The sequence below is a fragment of the Ruegeria sp. AP11 genome (assembly GCF_056535865.1).
The window spans coordinates 627,956-645,077 of sequence record NZ_JBQFJB010000001.1 but is presented as its reverse complement, the minus strand read 5'-3'; the positions used below and the strand labels follow the sequence as shown (position 1 = coordinate 645,077).

The following is a 17,122-nucleotide window of genomic DNA, read 5'->3' as shown; positions in this document are numbered from 1 at the left end:
TTGCGAATGAATTTCATTTGAAATTGCTGTGCCTGCGCCCTTATATAAAGGGTAGGAAAACACAGGTATCGGATTCATGACACCCCAGAGCCGTGAAATCGCGACGAATTGGTTGGTTGGCGCAGGATTGCGACCGACGCGTCAGAGGGTTGCTCTGGCCGAGTTGCTCGTCGGCGACGGGCTGCATCGTCATGTTACGGCTGAAAGTCTGTTCGAGTCCGCCAAAAAGAAGGGCGACGCGGTGTCGCTGGCTACCGTGTACAATACCCTGCGGGCGTTCTGCGAGGCAGGCGTGTTGCAGGAAATCACCGTGGATGGGTCGAAAAGCTATTTCGATACCAACACGCATGACCATCCGCATTTCTTCTGGGAAGATGAAAGCCGCCTGAGCGATGCGCCCTCGGATCAGCTGGTCATCCAGCAATTGCCGCAGGCCCCTGACGGGGTCGAGATTGCCTCGGTCGACGTGGTGATCCGCCTGCGCAGAAAGCAGTAATTACCCCGATTGCATAGTTTCGAGCAGCGCCTGTTCAGCCGTTGCAATGATTGCGTCCGTTGGCCCGGTGCCATGGCGGGCCAGAACCACAGCCTCTGTCGCACTCGGATCACTTATCGGCACGCTGATCAATGGCAGGCGATCATAGCTGTATGCGTTTTCTGGGCTTGCATAGCTTATTCCAACCCCTTCGCCATGTGCCGAGAAACTGCGCAGGATCTCCAGCGATTCAGCGCGATTTGAAACCGTGGGATTCAGTCCGAGCTGTTTGAATAACCCAAGAACATGTTGGGCGGACAAGCCTTCTTTGGACAGAATCAAGGGGTAAGATTCGAGTTCTGCCAGCGTTGTCTGACGACGCTTGGTAAGGGGGTGGTCCGGGCTGACCAGCGCGCAGGGACTGCTGTCGAACAGTTTTGAACGGGTAAATCCCGCGTCCATACCCAGGTCATATGTCATGGCCAGATCGAACGTGCCTTCGATCAAGCCGGTGATCAGATCCTCAAAACTCTCGACGCCATGGGTCACCTCTATATCAGGCAGCTTACGTTTGAGCGTGTGAAGGGCCTGGGCTAACAGAAACGGGGCCAGATCTATGAAACAGCCCAGCCGCAGCCTCTTTGCGCCTGCTACAGGTTCTTTTGAATTTTCCAACAGCGCGGCGTGATTCAGCAAGGCTTCGGCTTCTTCGATGAATTTTCGGCCCTGAGGTGTCAGCGCCATCGCCGCACCGCGTCGGCGCGAGAACAGGGGATATCCCAGATGCGATTCGACACGGGTCAGGGCGTTGGACAGGGCGGGTTGCGAAACGTTGACCTGTTCTGCGGCCAGCGAGAGGCTGCCGCACCGGCCGATGGCGCAAACGTATTCGTACTGGCGCAGAGAAATATATAACATGAAGTTAATAGTAAGTTTAAGAGATATGATTTGAACAGTGGCAACAATCATGTGCAGATCAATTTGAGCTGTATTGGAGACTGAAATGCCGCACCGCCTTGTCACCCAAAAGATGATCGACACCTTTCAGGCCGATGGTGTCGTACTGATCAAAGGACTTTTTATTGACCACGTTGACGCCTTGCGCGACGGGGTGGCTGCCAATATGGCCGAACCGGGACCGTATGCTTCGGAAAACAAGAAAGAGGGTGAGACGGGGCGGTTCTTCGACGACTATTGCAACTGGACCCGCATTCCGCAGTTCCGGGACGTAATCGAGAATTCGCCCGCAGCCGAAGTTGCGGCAGATTTGATGCAGTCGAACCGGGTGCAGATGTTTCATGACCATGTGCTGGTGAAAGAGCCAGGCACCTCGATGGCAACGCCGTGGCATCAGGACGGGCCCTATTACTTTGTCGAAGGTCAGCAGACGATCAGTTTCTGGTCACCTCTGGACCCGGTGAAGCAGGCGACCCTGCGCTGTGTGGCGGGATCGCACCGGTGGGAGAAAGAGGTGCTGCCGACCCGCTGGGTCAGCGAAGAGGGATTCTTCCCCGATGAAGGTCAGTACATCCCCATTCCGGATCCGGATGCCGAAGGCATGCGGGTGGTCGAGTTCGAAATGGAGCCCGGTGACGCAGTGGCCTTCAACTATCGCACATTGCATGGCGCGCGGGGCAATCAATCTGACAGCCGTCGGCGTGCGTTTTCGCTGCGTCTGGTGGGCGACGATGCGCGCTATGTCGAGCGGCCGGGGCGCACCTCGCCTCCGTTTCCGGGGCATGAGATGGCGCCGGGACAGCATTTGCGTGAGGATTGGTTTCCGGTTCTTTTGCAGAGGTGAGGGCAGGGGGCTCTGCCCCCGCCGCGGCAGGCCGCGACTCCCCCGGGATATTTTGAGCCAGATGAAGTGCGGATCAGAACCACTGACCGGATTCGATCAGGCCCAGTTGCAGCAATTGGGCCGAGTTCCATTCGAACGGCACCGAATGCGCCCAGCGGAAATCGGAGATGCCGAAGGCTGATCCCGCATTTGTTTTCAGCGCTTTGGCCGCGCGGAAAGAGCAGATGGCCGCTGTCAGATTGTTGTGCCAGGGACAGGCGTAGGTGTTATATTCAGCCTCGTTGAAGGTGTGATCCGGCAGCAGCTTCAGGTCGAGTTTTGATCGGAACAGTCCGATCCGGTCGATGCGGCGCCTCGCATAGGGGATGTGGTCCTCGAATCGCCAGCGCAGGCCGCCGGACATATCCAGTTGCCGGTCCAGCGGCTTGCCCCCGGCATCGTGGCGGGTGTGGGCGTAATATCCGGCGCTGTCGAGCATCGCACGATCCGGCGCGACGCCGTTCGGGAAGGCTGTGAGGTCATCGGCATACAGGTCGATCACATGGGTCAGCATCGCCGCGCGCCGCTCCTCGGTGTGGAAGGCAAGCAACTCTCCGATGGTGCGGGTCTCACAGAAGGAAAAGATCAGGTATTCGGCGTTGTAGCAGTAGTACATCCAGATATCGGGCGCAGTCTGGATGATGCGGTTGATGGCGTCGAACACAACTGTACGTGGTGCACAGGTCAGGGGGACGCGGTGGATTTGATCCGTCAACTCGTCGCCGAGGATGAACTCTGCAGGCATGAACGCGATAACGGATTTGAAACCAAGTCTCAGATGGTGCCGCAAGGTGCCGTCCAGTTCGACATCATCCTCGGCAAAGATCAAAGCGACGGGGCCTTTATCGAGCGCTGTCCGACCGGATTTCAGGAAGTGATCGAGGGAATCGTAGTGCATCGCCTGTCCGGGTTTCGCCTTGCTGGAAATTCCGGACAAATTCGGGTAATTGCGCCGGCATTGCAAGCGGCGTTCGTTGCGTATAGACGACGCCGATCCCGCGAACCCAGAGGCCCGATCCATGTCCGAACCGAAGAAGCTGTTTATCAAGACCTATGGCTGTCAGATGAACGTCTATGACAGCGAGCGCATGGCCGAAGCGCTGGGCGGGCAGGGCTATGTCGAGACGAAATCTGCAGACGATGCGGATATGATCCTGCTGAACACCTGCCATATTCGCGAGAAAGCTGCGGAAAAGGTCTATTCGGAACTGGGCCGCTTCAAGGGGCTGAAGGCTGAGAAGCCCGATCTGAAAATCGGCGTCGCGGGCTGTGTCGCGCAGGCCGAGGGCGAAGAAATCATGCGCCGCCAGCCGCTGGTCGATCTGGTGGTGGGTCCTCAAAGCTATCACCGCCTGCCCGAGATGGAGGCGAAGACCCGCACAGGTGAAAAGGCGCTGGACACCGATTTCCCCGAAGAGGACAAATTCGAGAAGCTGAAAAACCGGCCCAAGGCCAAGCGCGGCCCTACGGCCTTTCTGACGGTTCAGGAGGGCTGCGACAAATTCTGTGCCTTCTGTGTTGTGCCCTACACCCGTGGCGCCGAGGTCAGCCGGCCAGCCGACCGCATCATCCGCGAAGCGCAGGATCTGGTTGAACGCGGCGTGCGCGAGATCACTTTGCTGGGTCAGAACGTCAATGCCTATCACGGCGCTGGTCCGAACGGGGATATGACGTTGGCCGGACTGATCTGGGAGTTGAACAAGGTCGACGGGCTGGAGCGCATCCGCTTTACCACCTCGCACCCCAATGACATGGCCGATGATCTGATCGAGGCACATGGCACATGCGACAAGCTGATGCCCTATCTGCATCTGCCGGTGCAGTCGGGATCGGACAAGATCCTCAAGCGGATGAACCGCAGCCATACCGCTGAAAGCTATCTGCGGCTGATCGAACGAATCCGCGCCGCGCGACCCGATATTCTGATGTCGGGCGACTTCATTGTCGGCTTCCCCGAAGAGACGGAAGAGGATTTTCAGGCGACGCTGGATCTGGTGGAAGAGGTTCGGTACGGCTATGCCTATTCCTTCAAATACTCGACCCGGCCCGGCACCCCTGCGGCAGAACGGCCACAGGTGGATGCCGTACAGGCGGATGATCGCCTGCAGCGCCTGCAAGCGATGATCACCCGTCATCAGCGCGAGATTCAGGACGCCATGGTTGGGCGCACTGTCAACGTTCTGTTTGAGAAACCCGGGCGCCAACCGGGCCAGATGGTTGGGAAATCCGAGTATCTGCACGCTGTTCACGTTGCAAATGCTGATGTTCAGCGCGGTGATTTGCGACAGGTCAGGATTACGGCCTCCGGGGCGAATTCGCTGGCCGGTGAGTTGCTGTAGGCGATCCAGCCCGTGACATAGGGGTAAAATTCAGTGGAATTTAACCCTTGATTTATCAATCGCAGTCATGTTCCGAGAAGGACCAGATTTTACTGGGGTAAAACTCTGGGTTTTCTTTCTGCGCAGGTCGGGCAAAGACCAGTCGCGGCAGAGGTTGTGAGTGGAGGTGTGAGTAGTGAGCCGTATGTGTTTCCCGCGACGGGGGTATTCTCGGATTTTGATGTCCGTTGCCGTGATGTTGGGCTGCGCCGCACCATCGCTTGCCGGTGATGTGATTGGTGAAGTAACCGAACCGGATGTAATTGCTCCGGAACCGACCGCTTCGGATCGTTTCGCGTGGGATGTCAGCGCATTTTATCTAGGTGCCAGCGGGGGGCACGCATCTGGTGGTTCGGATGAGTTTGGCCTGCGTGTAAGCGGCGAGACGGTGTTTGGTCTTGGCGACCTCAAGCCAAATGGCAACTACGGCGGGTTTCGCGGCGGTTGGCGCGGTGTGCTGCCTGCCAAAGGCGGGCGCGACTATGTTTACGGCGTCGAGATCGGTTATGACTACGGCACGCTGGATGACAGCACTTCGTCCGTGATCGGCGAGACGACCGTGACCGGCAGGTCAGCGATTTCGGATGTGTTTTCCGTCCGCCTGAAGAACGGCCTGACCAACCAAAGCGGTAGCATTCTGTATTTCGTGACCGTGGGATATGTGCGGGGTGACATCACCACCACGACCTCGCTGACCGATATCAGCTCATCATCGCGTTTTGAAGAATCGGACCGCCGACAAGGTTTCTCGGCCAGCCTGGGCGCCGAGCACAAGCTGAACGAACACTGGTCGATTACCGGTGAGATCGAATACCTGCAGTTCGAATCGAAATCCGTTGAACTGGGACCAAACTTCACCACCAAATCGACGCCTAAGTATCGTGGTTTACGATTTGGATTGAACTACACATTCTGATCCGCAGAAAAGATCGGTCGCGGTAGCGGGGCTTAGGGGCAAATCGACGGTTTTGCCATCCGTCGCGCAAATTTTGAATCTGCTGCTTGCGTCCACCTCGGAATGTTGTCTACGCTCAGGGTGAAACGCCAAGACAGGAGAACGGATTGGCCATCGGTGCCCTGACCCCACCGCAAGATGACATGCCCCAGCGTGAGGCGCTTGTTGAATTTCCAGACAACAGATTGCTGATTGATCTTTGCGGTGAATATGACCGCAACCTGACAGATATCGAACAAAAGCTCTCGGTACAGATTGTGCGGCGCGGCAATCAGTTGGTCGTTCTGGGCGATGAAGATTCGCAAAAGCAGGCGATCGAGGTTTTGCAATCGCTCTACACCCGCCTCGAAGGCGGACGCGATGTCGAAGCCGCGGATGTCGACCGCGAACTTCGCATGGGAAATTCCGAGGCCGATACCGGCACGCGGGATGGTGACCAGCTTGAGATGTTCAAGGGCGGCACCGTCGAGATCAAGACCCGCAAGAAGCTGGTAGAGCCGCGCACCGATGCCCAGAAAGCCTATGTCCAGTCGTTGTTCGGCAATGAACTGGCCTTCGGGATTGGCCCTGCAGGGACCGGTAAGACCTATCTGGCCGTCGCTGTTGGTGTCTCGATGTTTATCGGTGGTCATGTGGATCGGATCATCCTTAGCCGCCCGGCTGTCGAGGCGGGGGAAAAGCTGGGCTATCTGCCGGGTGACATGAAGGACAAGGTCGATCCTTATATGCAGCCGCTTTATGATGCGCTGAATGATTTCCTGCCCGGCAAACAACTTGCCAAGCTGATCGAAGAAAAACGGATCGAGATTGCGCCGCTGGCCTTCATGCGCGGGCGCACGTTGGCGAACGCTTTTGTGGTGCTGGACGAGGCGCAGAACGCCACGACCATGCAGATGAAGATGTTCCTGACCCGTCTGGGCGAAGGCAGCCGGATGGTGATCACCGGCGACCGGTCTCAGGTCGATCTGCCGCGCGGGGTGCAGTCGGGTCTGGCGGATGCCGAGCGGCTTTTGAAAACGATCCCGAATATCAGCTTCAACTATTTCACCTCGAAAGATGTCGTGCGCCACCCGCTTGTCGCCGCCATCATCGAAGCGTATGAGGCCGACGCAGGCCGCGAAACCGGGTAATCTCCCACGGGCCTGACGATGTTCGGGCCCGGGATCACTGGTATGAATCTGGAAGTCACTCTTGAAGACGACCGTTGGCACGGTCTTGAACCTCTGGCGGCGCGTGCAATCGCGGCTGTAATGGATCATTGCGATCTGGATGCCGATATGTGCGAGGTCAGCGTGCTGGGATGTGATGACCAGCGAATCTCGGGACTGAACGCCGAGTTTCGGGAAAAGCCCACGCCAACCAATGTGCTGAGCTGGCCCGCCGAGGATCTTGCCGCCGATGAGGCGGGGGACAAGCCGTTGACGCCGCAGCCGGATTTTACAGGTGAGATCGCGCTGGGTGATATCGCGATTTCCTATGATACCTGCGCGCGCGAGGCCGTAGAGGCGGGCAAAGCCATGGACGATCACGTGATCCATCTGATCGTTCACGGAACATTACATCTGCTGGGCTACGATCACATTCGTGACCCCGACGCCACTTTGATGGAGGGGGTCGAGGTCGAGATACTTGGCAAACTGGGTATAGATAACCCATATAATGCATGACAGGGGCAGCTTTGCCCGATCATTTGGAACAGGATAATGGGCGATACAGACGGCAGTTCTAGGGCGGCGCACGGCGCGCATTCCCGGAACAGCAGCAATGACAGCGACGAAAAAGGCGGGTTCTTCTCGCGTATCTTCGACGCGTTCTCTTCTCAGGAAGACGACACCGATCAGGTGAACGGGGCCGAGATCAGCACCCCGCAGCCACGTGGCATGATCAACCTGCGCCGGATGCGGGTCGAAGATGTCGCGATCCCGACGGCCGAAATTACCTCGGTTCCTTCGACAACCCAGAAGGATGAACTGGCGCAGATTTTCCGCGAAAGCGGATTGTCGCGAATCCCTGTATATGAGGGCACGCTCGACACGCCGCTGGGGTTTGTCCACCTTAAGGATTTTGCGCTGACCCACGGGTTCAATGGCAACTCGGCCGAGTTCGACCTGACGTCGATGCTGAGGACGTTGCTGTTTGTGCCCCCGTCCATGCCGATCGGAGTGCTTCTGACCAAGATGCAGACCGAACGCCGCCACATGGCGCTGGTGATCGACGAATATGGCGGTGTTGACGGGCTGCTGACCATTGAAGACCTGATCGAACAGGTCGTGGGTGAGATCGCCGATGAACATGACGCCGACGAAGATCAGCTCTGGGTTCAGGAAAAGCCCGGCTGTTATGTCGTGCAGGCGCGTGTCCCGCTTGAGGATTTCGAGGCCGAGATTGGACGCTCTCTGACCAGCCACGAGGATGTGGATGAGGAAGAGATCGAAACGCTGGGCGGTCTGGTCTTCATGCTCTCGGGCCGGGTGCCCGCGCGTGGCGAGGTCGTCTGCCATCCCGAAGGTGCCGAGTTCGAGGTGATCGACGCTGATCCGCGCCGCATAAAGCGGCTGCGGGTCATGTTGCCGGATATCGCTGCATGACCCCTGCACGCCTGTGGCCCATGTGGTTGCGATGTGCGCTGGCTGCCGGGCTGGGGGCTGTTGGGGCCTCGGGCCTTGCACCTCTGGGATATTGGTTTGCCACGCTCGCGGCTTTGCTGCTGATCGCGCCCCTTTATCTGACCTGCGAGACACCGAGGCGCGCTGCCGCGTTGGGATGGGCGTTCGCGACCGGGTATTTTGCCCACGCGCTCAGCTGGATTGTCGAACCGTTTCTGGTCGATGCCCAACGTCATGCCTGGATGGCGCCGTTCGCGCTGATCTTCATGTCTGGCGGGTTGGCGTTGTTCTGGGCCTTGGCCTTCGGCGTCGCCAAACGGATCGGAGGGTCACCTGTCGCGCAATCCGTGGTACTGGCCCTTGCGCTGTCCATCGCAGAATTCGGGCGCGGCTATCTTCTGACCGGGTTTCCATGGGCGGGATTTGCTCAGGTTTGGGTGGATACTCCGGTTGCCCAGTTGCTTTCGCTCGTGGGGCCTTATGGGGTTGGCGCGTTGACGCTGCTGACGACGCTTCCCTTGGGGGCCGGGCTGTTCAGCGATCGCGCGCCGCGCGCGATTGCGATGCCGCTGGCGATTTCGGTTGCGGCGGCACTGTTGGCCATCGGATATGCCGGCACACGGCCTTCGGTCGAGCAATCCGGCCATATTGTGCGGTTGGTACAGCCAAACGCGCCGCAGCACCAGAAATGGGACCCGGCCTATACGCCGCTGTTCTTCGCGCGGCAGCTTGAATTCACCGTGGCACAGCCCAGACCCGACCTGATCGTCTGGCCCGAAACCTCGGTCCCGGCCTGGCTGCAGAGCGCGGCACCCTATTTGTCGGCCATCGCGGAGGCCGCACAGGGCACTCCGGTTTTTCTGGGTATCCAGAGGGCCGAGGGTCTGCAGATCTACAATTCGATGATTTACCTGAACGATCAGGGCGAACAGCAGGGGCTATATGACAAACACCATCTCGCGCCGTTTGGTGAATATGTCCCGTTCGGCAATCTGATGGCACGTTTCGGAATCAACGGAATGGCGTCGACTGCGGGCAGTGGTTTTAGTGCCGGACCGGGGGCGGCAGTAATGGAGGCTGGTCCGCTTGGCAAGGCGCTGCCGCTGATCTGCTATGAAGCGGTGTTCACGCAGGACGTTCTGTCGGCTCCGGAACGCGCGGATTTTCTACTTCAGATCACTAATGACGCATGGTTCGGCACCTGGTCCGGCCCGTATCAGCATTTGGCCCAAGCACAGATGCGCGCCATCGAGCAGGGCCTGCCCATGATGCGCGCTGCCAATACCGGCGTGTCGGCGATGATTGATCCGTTGGGGCGGATCACCGCGTCTTTGCCGTTGAGGCAAGCCGGGTATGTCGACGCTGAACTGCCCATGCCTCTGGGTGCGACGTTTTATTCCCGGATTGGCGATTTTCCGGTTTTTCTGGCTCTGTTTGCGCTGCTCTGGCACCACACTCGAACTGGCCGCGACCAAATACACATTGACCCTGCCTGACAGCGGGCGTATTCGGTCGGTCGCCCGTCACAACGGCTTCCTGGCGTGACGGGGAAATCTTAATGGAGCGCATTCATGTCCCGACAGAACTACACATTCACTTCGGAATCCGTTTCCGAAGGGCACCCGGATAAGGTCTGTGACCGTATCTCGGACGCCGTACTTGACGCATTCCTGTGCGAAGAACCCGAAGCCCGCGTCGCGTGTGAGACCTTTGCCACGACCGACCGGGTTGTCATCGGTGGCGAGGTTGGCTTGTCGGATCAGGAAAAGCTCCATGATTATATGGCGCATATCGACGACATCGCGCGGGCCTGTATCAAGGATATCGGATACGAGCAGGACAAGTTTCACCACGAAACCGTCGAGGTGACCAACCTGCTGCACGAACAATCCGCTCATATCGCGCAGGGTGTGGACGCGTCGGACAACAAGGACGAAGGCGCAGGCGATCAGGGCATCATGTTCGGCTATGCCACGACCGAGACCCCCGCGCTCATGCCAGCGCCGATCCAGTATTCGCACGCGATCCTGCGCCGCCTGGCTGAAGTGCGCAAAAACGGTACAGAACCCGCGCTGGGTCCCGACGCCAAATCGCAGCTTTCGGTGATTTACCGTGATGGCAAGCCGGTCGGCGTCAGCTCGATCGTGCTGTCGACGCAGCATCTGGACGCGGCGCTAAGTTCTGACGACATCCGTGCGATTGTCGAGCCCTACATTACCGAGACTCTGCCCGACGGCTGGTTGACTGCCGAGACCGAATGGCATGTGAACCCAACCGGGAAATTCGTCATCGGCGGCCCGGATGGCGATGCGGGCCTGACCGGACGCAAGATCATCGTTGATACCTATGGCGGCGCGGCCCCGCATGGCGGCGGTGCGTTCTCGGGCAAGGACCCGACCAAGGTTGACCGCTCGGCGGCTTATGCCGCGCGCTATCTGGCCAAGAACGTGGTGGCTGCTGGCATGGCAGAGCGCTGCACGATCCAGCTGAGCTATGCTATCGGCGTGTCCAAGCCGCTGTCGATCTATGCCGATACGCACGGCACCGGACAGATTGCGGATGCGGCCATCGAAAAGGCGGTGGGCGAGGTCATGGACCTGACCCCGCGCGGCATTCGCCAGCATCTGGAACTGAACAAGCCGATCTACCAGCGCACCGCCGCATATGGCCATTTCGGGCGCGAGCCTGATGCCGATGGCGGCTTCAGTTGGGAACGCACCGATCTGGCCGCCGCGCTGAAAGCGGCTGTTTGAACCAAACCATAAGGCGCGCCCATTCGGGCGCGCTTTCTATTTGTAGGCAGGCGTACCCTTGCAACGTCCCGACCTGCACAGTATGGCGACGGCCATGAGCACCGAGACGCCCCAACGCCCGCGCAGAAACTTCTATGGCCGCTTCAAGGGAAAGACCCTGAAGCCCAGCCAAAAGACCTATCTGAACGAAGACCTCGCCGCGTTGTCGCCTGGTGCGGTGGACTGGGAGAGTAATCCCGAACGCACACCGCTTGACCTTGGCACACTCTTCGGCGGCAAACCGGTCTGGCTTGAGGTGGGCTTTGGTGGCGGTGAGCATCTGGTGCATCAGGCCTCGAACAATCCCGACATCGGGATCATCGGGGCCGAGCCCTATATCAACGGCGTTGCCATGTTATTGGGCAAGATCCGTCAGGCCGGGGTCGAAAACCTCGCCGTGCATCCCGGCGATGCACGTGATCTGTTCGATGTGCTGCCCGATGCGAGTATCTCGCGGGCCTTCCTGCTCTATCCCGATCCGTGGCCCAAGAAACGGCACCATCGACGTCGTTTTGTGACGCCGGAACATCTGGAACCTTTGGCGCGGGTCCTTAAACCGGGCGCGATCTTCCGTGTTGCAACCGACATTCCGGATTATGTCCGCCAGACATTGGAAGAGGTTCCGGGGGCCGGGTTCGAATGGCTGGCCGAGCGTCCGACCGACTGGCGCGCGCCGTGGGATGACTGGATTTCCACCCGCTACGAACAGAAAGCCCTGCGCGAAGGTCGCACACCTCATTATCTGACCTTCCGCCGCAAGGACTGATTGCCGCTGGACCATCGGCCCTCAATTCGCTAATCCGCCTTGAACTGATAGCGAAAACAGGAGCCCCCATGTCCGGACACGGCACGCCCATCCCGATGACCTCGCATCCCTGCGGCCCGCTGACCGGCACGGCCGAGGTTCCGGGCGACAAGTCGATCTCGCACCGGTCGCTGATTCTGGGCGCGATGGCCGTGGGCGAGACACGGATCTCGGGCCTGCTGGAAGGCGAAGACGTTCTGGACACCGCCAAGGCCATGCGCGCCTTCGGGGCCGAGGTCACCGATCATGGCGGTGGTGAATGGACGGTGCATGGTGTGGGCGTCGGTGGGTTTGCCGAGCCTGATCAAGTCATCGATTGCGGCAACTCGGGCACGGGCGCGCGCCTGATCATGGGCGCAATGGCAACCTGTCCGATCACGGCGACGTTCACGGGCGATGCCAGTTTGAACAAGCGCCCGATGGCGCGTGTGACGGACCCGTTGGCGTTGTTTGGTACGCAATCTGTGGGCCGCGCGGGCGGGCGTCTGCCGATGACAATTGTCGGCGCTGCGGACCCCACCCCGGTGCGTTACGAAGTCCCGGTGCCATCGGCGCAGGTGAAATCTGCGGTTCTGATGGCGGGGCTGAACGCTCCCGGCAAGACCGTGGTGATCGAGAAAGAAGCGACCCGCGATCACTCGGAACGTATGCTGGCCGGGTTTGGTGCTGAGATCATGGTGGAAGACACGGATGAGGGACGGGTTATCACTCTGACCGGGCGGCCCGAGCTTAAGCCGCAGGTCATTGCCGTGCCACGTGATCCGTCCAGCGCGGCCTTTCCGGTCTGCGCTGCGCTGATCACGCCCGGCTCGGATGTGCTTGTCCCCGGCATCGGCCTGAACCCGACGCGCGCGGGCCTGTTCACCACACTGCGCGAGATGGGTGCCGATTTGACCTATGAAAACGAGCGGGAAGAGGGTGGCGAACCCGTTGCCGACCTGCGGGCGAAATATTCTCCGGACATGAAGGGGATCGAGGTGCCGCCGGAACGTGCGGCCTCGATGATCGATGAATATCCGGTGCTGTCTGTCGTGGCAGCGAATGCCGCTGGCACCACCATGATGGGCGGCGTCAAAGAGCTGCGCGTAAAGGAAAGCGACCGAATCGACGCCATGGCCAAAGGCCTGCGCGCCAATGGTGTGACCGTTGATGAGGGCGAAGACTGGTGGTCGGTCGAAGGGTTGGGCATCGGCAATGTTCCCGGCGGCGGCATCTGTGAGAGCTTTCTGGATCACCGCATTGCCATGTCCTTCATGGTGATGGGCATGGGGGCCAAAGCTCCGGTTTCAGTGGATGACGGCGGCCCCATCGCGACCTCTTTCCCGATCTTCGAGCCTTTGATGGCGGCGTTGGGGGCAAAGGTCGAACGCACATGAGCTTTACCGTCGCAATCGACGGCCCGGCGGCGGCGGGGAAGGGGACCATCTCGAAAGGTGTGGCTGCGCATTTCGGTTTTGCGCATCTGGATACAGGGCTTTTGTATCGTGCAGTCGGACGGCGCACTCTGCAGGGCACGGACCCTATCGAAGCTGCTCGTGCCCTGTCGGCGGAAGAACTGGATCAGGGCGATCTGCGCACGGCCGAGATCGCGCAGGCCGCATCCAAAGTAGCGGTGATCCCCGAGGTTCGCGCGGCGCTGGTCGATTTTCAGCGCAGCTTTGCCCGCCGTGCCAGAGGGGCCGTGCTGGATGGGCGCGACATTGGTACCGTGATCTGCCCCGGTGCCGACGTGAAACTGTTCGTCACAGCCAGCGCCGAAGTGCGTGCCGAACGCCGGTATCGTGAACTCAGCGCCAAGGGATCGGACGAAACCCCGGAACAGGTTCTGGCGGATGTACGTGAGCGTGATGCACGAGATGCCGAGCGTAGCACGGCACCGATGAAACCCGCCGAAGATGCCGTATTGCTGGATACTTCTGAGCTGAGCATTGATGAGGCTCTGGCACAGGCCGTGGCGCTCATCGCGCAAAAAATGCCCGCGGCGTAGTTACGCCACGGGCACCAGCAGGTTTACAGTTCGCCGACTGCGATGCTCTTGATGTTGGCCCACTGATCATCCGCGGTTTTCGCGGTGGCAGCGACGTCCTTCAGGAACGCGGTACGGGTCTCGGCGCTGAGGAACAGATACAGCTTGCCGTCTGCGATCAGGTACTGATCCGGGTCGCCGTCGAACTTCTTGCCGACAGATACACCGAACGAGCAGTAGCCGCCGTGCTGGGGCAGGTAGGCCGCCGGATTGGCCTCGAACGCTTCGCGGTTTTCTGCGCTGGTGAAATAGTAGGACGCGCCGTCATAGGTGGCCGAGTGGTTCGAGAACCCTTCGACCGGGTTGCCGCTTGTGACAAGCGCGACCAGATCGACGCCATGTGCAGCCAGCGGCGCACCAGCGGCGGAAATGCCTTTGGAGACGTTGATTTCATCCGCGGCAAAGGCCGGAGCCGTCAGCGCCAGAGTTGCAGCAAGCGCGGTGAATACGAGCGATTTCATGGTGGGAGTCCTTTCCTTTTTAGATCAGGGCCCGGGTCGTTCCCAAGCCGATGCAACAAGGTTAGGGCAGGTTTGTCGGACGGGTAATCGCAGATAGGCCGCAAAACATTGCAGTTCGTCCGAACAACCGGGGCCTTCGCAAAAGCCGTTCACATAGCTTTGTTTGGCCAGCCGTGTTTTTGCCCCCTAAGCTGCGACAGGCAACCATAGGAGTGGCTCATGATACGACTAGCTCTGTTTCTGTTCTTATTCGCAGGCAGCGTGGCTGCTCAGGACTCTGAAGCGCCGGTGCCCGAGGCAGAACCTCCGATGACATATGAGCGTCTGGGCAAGATCCTGTTTGCCCTCGATCCCCAGGCGCAGCCGCTTGGGCCGGGGTTCGAACTGAAGGTTGCCGATCTGCAGGTGCTGGTCGTTACCGATACCAATGCGGACCGGATGCGGGCGATGATCCCGATTGGCAGCGCTGCTGATTTGTCACAAGCGGACCTGCAACGCATGATGCAAGCGAATTTCGACAGCACACTCGATGCACGTTACGCGATTGCAAACGGCAGGCTGTGGGCTGCGTTCATTCACCCGCTGTCCCCATTAAAAAAAGACCAGTTGATCTCTGGCCTGGCCCAGACGGTGAACATCGCCAAGACCTATGGCACCCTTTACACCGGGGGCGCAGCGGAATTTGGAGGAGGTGACAGCCAGGATCTGCAGCGTGAATTGATCGAAGACCTTCTGAAGAAAGGCGAGGAGATCTGAGCCTCTTCTGAAATGCGCACTTGTTCCGATGTCGGACGGGGCGTCAATGCCTCTAGCTGAACACAGGAAAGCTGCTATGCTCGCCCTCAAGCCAAATGGGAAGGTCACCTTACAACCCGAAAAACGGGGGAGCCGGCCACATAATCCCACAAGCTAACAGGGACGAAACAACATGAATAATCGTTTACGTAAGATCACCATCGTGGGTGGTGGTACGGCGGGGTGGATGACTGCGCTGATCCTTGAGATGGTGCTTTCCCGCACGTCGGCGCCCAAGGATCGACCGCGCATCTGTCTGATCGAAAGCCCCAATATTTCAACCGTCGGTGTGGGCGAGGCGACGGTGCCGCGTATGCCGGTCACGCTGCGTCAGGCCGGAATTTCCGAGCGCGACTTTTTCCGCGAAACCAATGCGTCGTTCAAACTGGGGGTCAAGTTCTGCAATTGGAACAACGACGCCAAAGGTAATCGCATCGACTATGTGAACCCCTTCGCCCACGGTCAGTTGCTGGAAGGGCTGGAGTCGGCCGAATACTTCCTGCGCTTTGGCAACGGCGACCGCGATTTCACGCAGTCGATCTCGCCCCACGATGATCTGGCACGGCTGTGCAAAGGCGCGCGGCCATTGGGAGCGCCCGAATTCGAGCAGAGGTTTGGCTATGCCTATCATCTGGATGCCGTGAAATTTGCGGGCATGCTGACCAAGGTCTGCACCAAACGCGGTGTGGAGCATATCCAGGACGAGGTGCAATCGGTTGAACTGGACGAGCAGGGCAATGTCAGCCATCTGATGCTGGAACGCAAAGGTCGTCATGACATCGAGATGGTCGTGGATTGTACCGGGTTCCGCGGGTTGATCATCAATCAGGCCCTGGGCGAGCCGTTTTTGGATTATTCGGATTATCTGCCCAATGACCGCGCCATGGCGTTGCAGGTCGAACATCCTGACCCTGAAAAGATCGAAAGCGTCACGCGGTCTACCGCGCTGGGAGCGGGTTGGACGTGGCGGGTGCCGCTCTACAATCGTGTGGGAACGGGTTACGTCTATTCATCCGCGCATCGGACGGATGATCAGGCGGCGGACGAATATCTTGAATGGTTGGGCGACAGTGGCAAGGGCCTGACGCCGCGCGTGATTCCGATGCGCGTCGGGCGCGTGCGCAATGCCTGGGTCAAGAATTGTGTGGCGATCGGTCTGTCCGGCGGATTTATCGAGCCACTTGAAAGTACCGCGATCCACATGATCGATCACGCCATACGCTGGTTCGCCGAGCATCTGCCGACGCGCGACATCGAGCCTGCATTGCGGGACAGATACAACCGACAGATGGATAACCTTTACAATGAAGTTCTGGACTTCATCTGTCTGCACTATCGTTTGGGCAACCGCACCGACGATCAGTACTGGATCGACGCGCGCACCGAGATGAAGATACCGGATCGTCTGGCCGAAAATCTGGAGCTTTGGCAGCATCGTCTGCCGATTGAGCACGATATAGAGTTTGCAACGCTGTTCAATTTCCGCGTTTATCAAACGGTTCTTTTGGGCAAACAGGTCTATGACACAGGTTATGGAACCGGTATTCGCGACCGGCTGCGCCCGTTGAAGAAACCGATCTGGTTCCAGTGGTGGAAAGGCGCAAAGATGGACCTTGCGCAAATTCTGAAAACCATGCCGGACCACAAAACCCTGCTGCGCGACATAAGGGGAGAGTTGGAGCGCCCGGCCTTTGCCAAGGCGGCGGCGAAACCCACAGTGGCAATGCCGGGTGCAACACCAGCGCCTGTGGTGGTCCAGAACATGCCGAACTTTGCCGAAATCCAAAGCGGCAAGAAGGATCTGCAACTGTTCTAGCGTCTGTGTTTCCCGGTTTGTCCGGGAAACACAGCTGTAGGTCCCTGATCCTTCATGGTCCGGATCGGCGATAGGCAATCGCGTTCTATTGGCGATATCCGGCCAGGCCTTGGAAATATGGGCTTTGCCCTTGCACTGACGGCCAAATCCGCCTATACGCGCGCTGTCGATAC

The 17,122-nt window shown here is 59.1% G+C and carries 17 protein-coding genes and 1 riboswitch; of the genes, 14 read left to right on the top strand and 3 right to left on the bottom strand.

The window, feature by feature from the left end; translation table 11 throughout:
• The first annotated feature begins 76 nt into the window (after window positions 1-76).
• Complete coding sequence (irrA, locus tag ACR3E4_RS03305) at window positions 77-496, top strand: iron response transcriptional regulator IrrA (RefSeq protein ID WP_480533953.1); 420 nt, start codon at window positions 77-79, stop codon at window positions 494-496.
• On the opposite strand, the gene ACR3E4_RS03300 is transcribed toward irrA, so the two are convergent.
• Window positions 497-1,516: a LysR family transcriptional regulator gene (locus ACR3E4_RS03300; RefSeq protein WP_480533951.1), complete on the bottom strand. Its 1,020-nt coding sequence runs from the start codon at window positions 1,514-1,516 to the stop codon at window positions 497-499.
• Here ACR3E4_RS03300 and ACR3E4_RS03295 point away from each other — a divergent pair.
• Window positions 1,479-2,276, top strand: a complete 798-nt coding sequence (locus tag ACR3E4_RS03295) for a phytanoyl-CoA dioxygenase family protein (protein ID WP_480533949.1) — start codon at window positions 1,479-1,481, stop codon at window positions 2,274-2,276. The genes ACR3E4_RS03300 and ACR3E4_RS03295 overlap by 38 nt on opposite strands.
• 73 nt (window positions 2,277-2,349) lie before the next feature.
• Here ACR3E4_RS03295 and ACR3E4_RS03290 read toward each other — a convergent pair whose 3' ends face one another.
• Window positions 2,350-3,213, bottom strand: coding sequence for a hypothetical protein (locus ACR3E4_RS03290; protein WP_480533947.1), 864 nt, complete (start codon window positions 3,211-3,213; stop codon window positions 2,350-2,352).
• A 121-nt stretch (window positions 3,214-3,334) separates the two neighbouring features.
• On the opposite strand from ACR3E4_RS03290, the gene miaB reads away from it, so the two are divergent.
• The 10 genes from miaB (at window position 3,335) to cmk (ending at window position 13,838) form a co-directional block, all read left to right on the top strand.
• Window positions 3,335-4,654 (top strand): tRNA (N6-isopentenyl adenosine(37)-C2)-methylthiotransferase MiaB, encoded by a 1,320-nt coding sequence (miaB, locus tag ACR3E4_RS03285; RefSeq protein WP_480533945.1) that lies wholly within the window; start codon window positions 3,335-3,337, stop codon window positions 4,652-4,654.
• A 220-nt stretch (window positions 4,655-4,874) separates the two neighbouring features.
• Complete coding sequence (locus ACR3E4_RS03280; protein WP_480533943.1) at window positions 4,875-5,609, top strand: outer membrane protein; 735 nt, start codon at window positions 4,875-4,877, stop codon at window positions 5,607-5,609.
• 146 nt (window positions 5,610-5,755) lie between these two features.
• A complete protein-coding gene (locus ACR3E4_RS03275) occupies window positions 5,756-6,778 on the top strand; it encodes a PhoH family protein (RefSeq protein ID WP_480533941.1) in 1,023 nt (340 codons plus the stop codon).
• Between the two features lie 42 nt (window positions 6,779-6,820).
• Window positions 6,821-7,315, top strand: a complete 495-nt coding sequence (gene ybeY, locus ACR3E4_RS03270) for an rRNA maturation RNase YbeY (RefSeq protein ID WP_480533939.1) — start codon at window positions 6,821-6,823, stop codon at window positions 7,313-7,315.
• A 36-nt stretch (window positions 7,316-7,351) separates the two neighbouring features.
• Window positions 7,352-8,236 (top strand): hemolysin family protein, encoded by an 885-nt coding sequence (locus ACR3E4_RS03265; protein WP_480533937.1) that lies wholly within the window; start codon window positions 7,352-7,354, stop codon window positions 8,234-8,236.
• Window positions 8,233-9,750, top strand: a complete 1,518-nt coding sequence (gene lnt, locus ACR3E4_RS03260) for an apolipoprotein N-acyltransferase (protein WP_480533935.1) — start codon at window positions 8,233-8,235, stop codon at window positions 9,748-9,750. Before ACR3E4_RS03265 ends, lnt begins: the two co-directional genes overlap by 4 nt.
• Window positions 9,751-9,771: 21 nt before the next feature.
• Window positions 9,772-9,820, top strand: a riboswitch (SAM-SAH riboswitch).
• A 5-nt stretch (window positions 9,821-9,825) separates the two neighbouring features.
• Window positions 9,826-11,007 carry a methionine adenosyltransferase gene (metK, locus tag ACR3E4_RS03255; protein WP_480533933.1) on the top strand — a complete coding sequence of 394 codons (1,182 nt, stop codon included), beginning with the start codon at window positions 9,826-9,828 and terminating at the stop codon, window positions 11,005-11,007.
• 94 nt (window positions 11,008-11,101) lie between these two features.
• Window positions 11,102-11,812 (top strand): tRNA (guanosine(46)-N7)-methyltransferase TrmB, encoded by a 711-nt coding sequence (gene trmB, locus ACR3E4_RS03250; protein WP_480533931.1) that lies wholly within the window; start codon window positions 11,102-11,104, stop codon window positions 11,810-11,812.
• A gap of 68 nt (window positions 11,813-11,880) precedes the next feature.
• Window positions 11,881-13,227 (top strand): 3-phosphoshikimate 1-carboxyvinyltransferase, encoded by a 1,347-nt coding sequence (gene aroA / locus ACR3E4_RS03245; RefSeq protein ID WP_480533929.1) that lies wholly within the window; start codon window positions 11,881-11,883, stop codon window positions 13,225-13,227.
• The gene (gene cmk, locus ACR3E4_RS03240; RefSeq protein WP_480533927.1) at window positions 13,224-13,838 is read left to right on the top strand and encodes a (d)CMP kinase; all 615 of its coding nucleotides are present in this window, start codon (window positions 13,224-13,226) and stop codon (window positions 13,836-13,838) included. The genes aroA and cmk overlap by 4 nt, the downstream gene beginning before the upstream one ends.
• 23 nt (window positions 13,839-13,861) lie before the next feature.
• Here the strand turns inward: cmk and ACR3E4_RS03235 are convergent, their stop codons facing one another.
• Window positions 13,862-14,338: a YHS domain-containing (seleno)protein gene (locus ACR3E4_RS03235; RefSeq protein WP_480533925.1), complete on the bottom strand. Its 477-nt coding sequence runs from the start codon at window positions 14,336-14,338 to the stop codon at window positions 13,862-13,864.
• Window positions 14,339-14,557: 219 nt separating this feature from the next.
• On the opposite strand from ACR3E4_RS03235, the gene ACR3E4_RS03230 reads away from it, so the two are divergent.
• Together ACR3E4_RS03230 and ACR3E4_RS03225 are read left to right on the top strand one after the other, a co-directional pair.
• The gene (locus tag ACR3E4_RS03230; protein ID WP_480533923.1) at window positions 14,558-15,094 is read left to right on the top strand and encodes a hypothetical protein; all 537 of its coding nucleotides are present in this window, start codon (window positions 14,558-14,560) and stop codon (window positions 15,092-15,094) included.
• Between the two features lie 172 nt (window positions 15,095-15,266).
• The gene (locus ACR3E4_RS03225) at window positions 15,267-16,949 is read left to right on the top strand and encodes a tryptophan halogenase family protein (RefSeq protein WP_480533921.1); all 1,683 of its coding nucleotides are present in this window, start codon (window positions 15,267-15,269) and stop codon (window positions 16,947-16,949) included.
• Window positions 16,950-17,122: the final 173 nt, after the last annotated feature.

What these genes read in the sequence shown, in the direction of transcription:
- irrA (WP_480533953.1), top strand. Translation starts at nt 77, where the DNA reads ATGACACCCCAGAGCCGTGAAATCGCGACGAATTGGTTGGTTGGCGCA.
- ACR3E4_RS03295 (WP_480533949.1), top strand. Translation starts at nt 1,479, where the DNA reads ATGCCGCACCGCCTTGTCACCCAAAAGATGATCGACACCTTTCAGGCC.
- ACR3E4_RS03290 (WP_480533947.1), bottom strand. Translation starts at nt 3,213, where the DNA reads ATGCACTACGATTCCCTCGATCACTTCCTGAAATCCGGTCGGACAGCG.
- miaB (WP_480533945.1), top strand. Translation starts at nt 3,335, where the DNA reads ATGTCCGAACCGAAGAAGCTGTTTATCAAGACCTATGGCTGTCAGATG.
- ACR3E4_RS03280 (WP_480533943.1), top strand. Translation starts at nt 4,875, where the DNA reads ATGTCCGTTGCCGTGATGTTGGGCTGCGCCGCACCATCGCTTGCCGGT.
- ybeY (WP_480533939.1), top strand. Translation starts at nt 6,821, where the DNA reads ATGAATCTGGAAGTCACTCTTGAAGACGACCGTTGGCACGGTCTTGAA.
- ACR3E4_RS03265 (WP_480533937.1), top strand. Translation starts at nt 7,352, where the DNA reads ATGGGCGATACAGACGGCAGTTCTAGGGCGGCGCACGGCGCGCATTCC.
- lnt (WP_480533935.1), top strand. Translation starts at nt 8,233, where the DNA reads ATGACCCCTGCACGCCTGTGGCCCATGTGGTTGCGATGTGCGCTGGCT.
- metK (WP_480533933.1), top strand. Translation starts at nt 9,826, where the DNA reads ATGTCCCGACAGAACTACACATTCACTTCGGAATCCGTTTCCGAAGGG.
- trmB (WP_480533931.1), top strand. Translation starts at nt 11,102, where the DNA reads ATGAGCACCGAGACGCCCCAACGCCCGCGCAGAAACTTCTATGGCCGC.
- aroA (WP_480533929.1), top strand. Translation starts at nt 11,881, where the DNA reads ATGTCCGGACACGGCACGCCCATCCCGATGACCTCGCATCCCTGCGGC.
- cmk (WP_480533927.1), top strand. Translation starts at nt 13,224, where the DNA reads ATGAGCTTTACCGTCGCAATCGACGGCCCGGCGGCGGCGGGGAAGGGG.
- ACR3E4_RS03235 (WP_480533925.1), bottom strand. Translation starts at nt 14,338, where the DNA reads ATGAAATCGCTCGTATTCACCGCGCTTGCTGCAACTCTGGCGCTGACG.
- ACR3E4_RS03230 (WP_480533923.1), top strand. Translation starts at nt 14,558, where the DNA reads ATGATACGACTAGCTCTGTTTCTGTTCTTATTCGCAGGCAGCGTGGCT.
- ACR3E4_RS03225 (WP_480533921.1), top strand. Translation starts at nt 15,267, where the DNA reads ATGAATAATCGTTTACGTAAGATCACCATCGTGGGTGGTGGTACGGCG.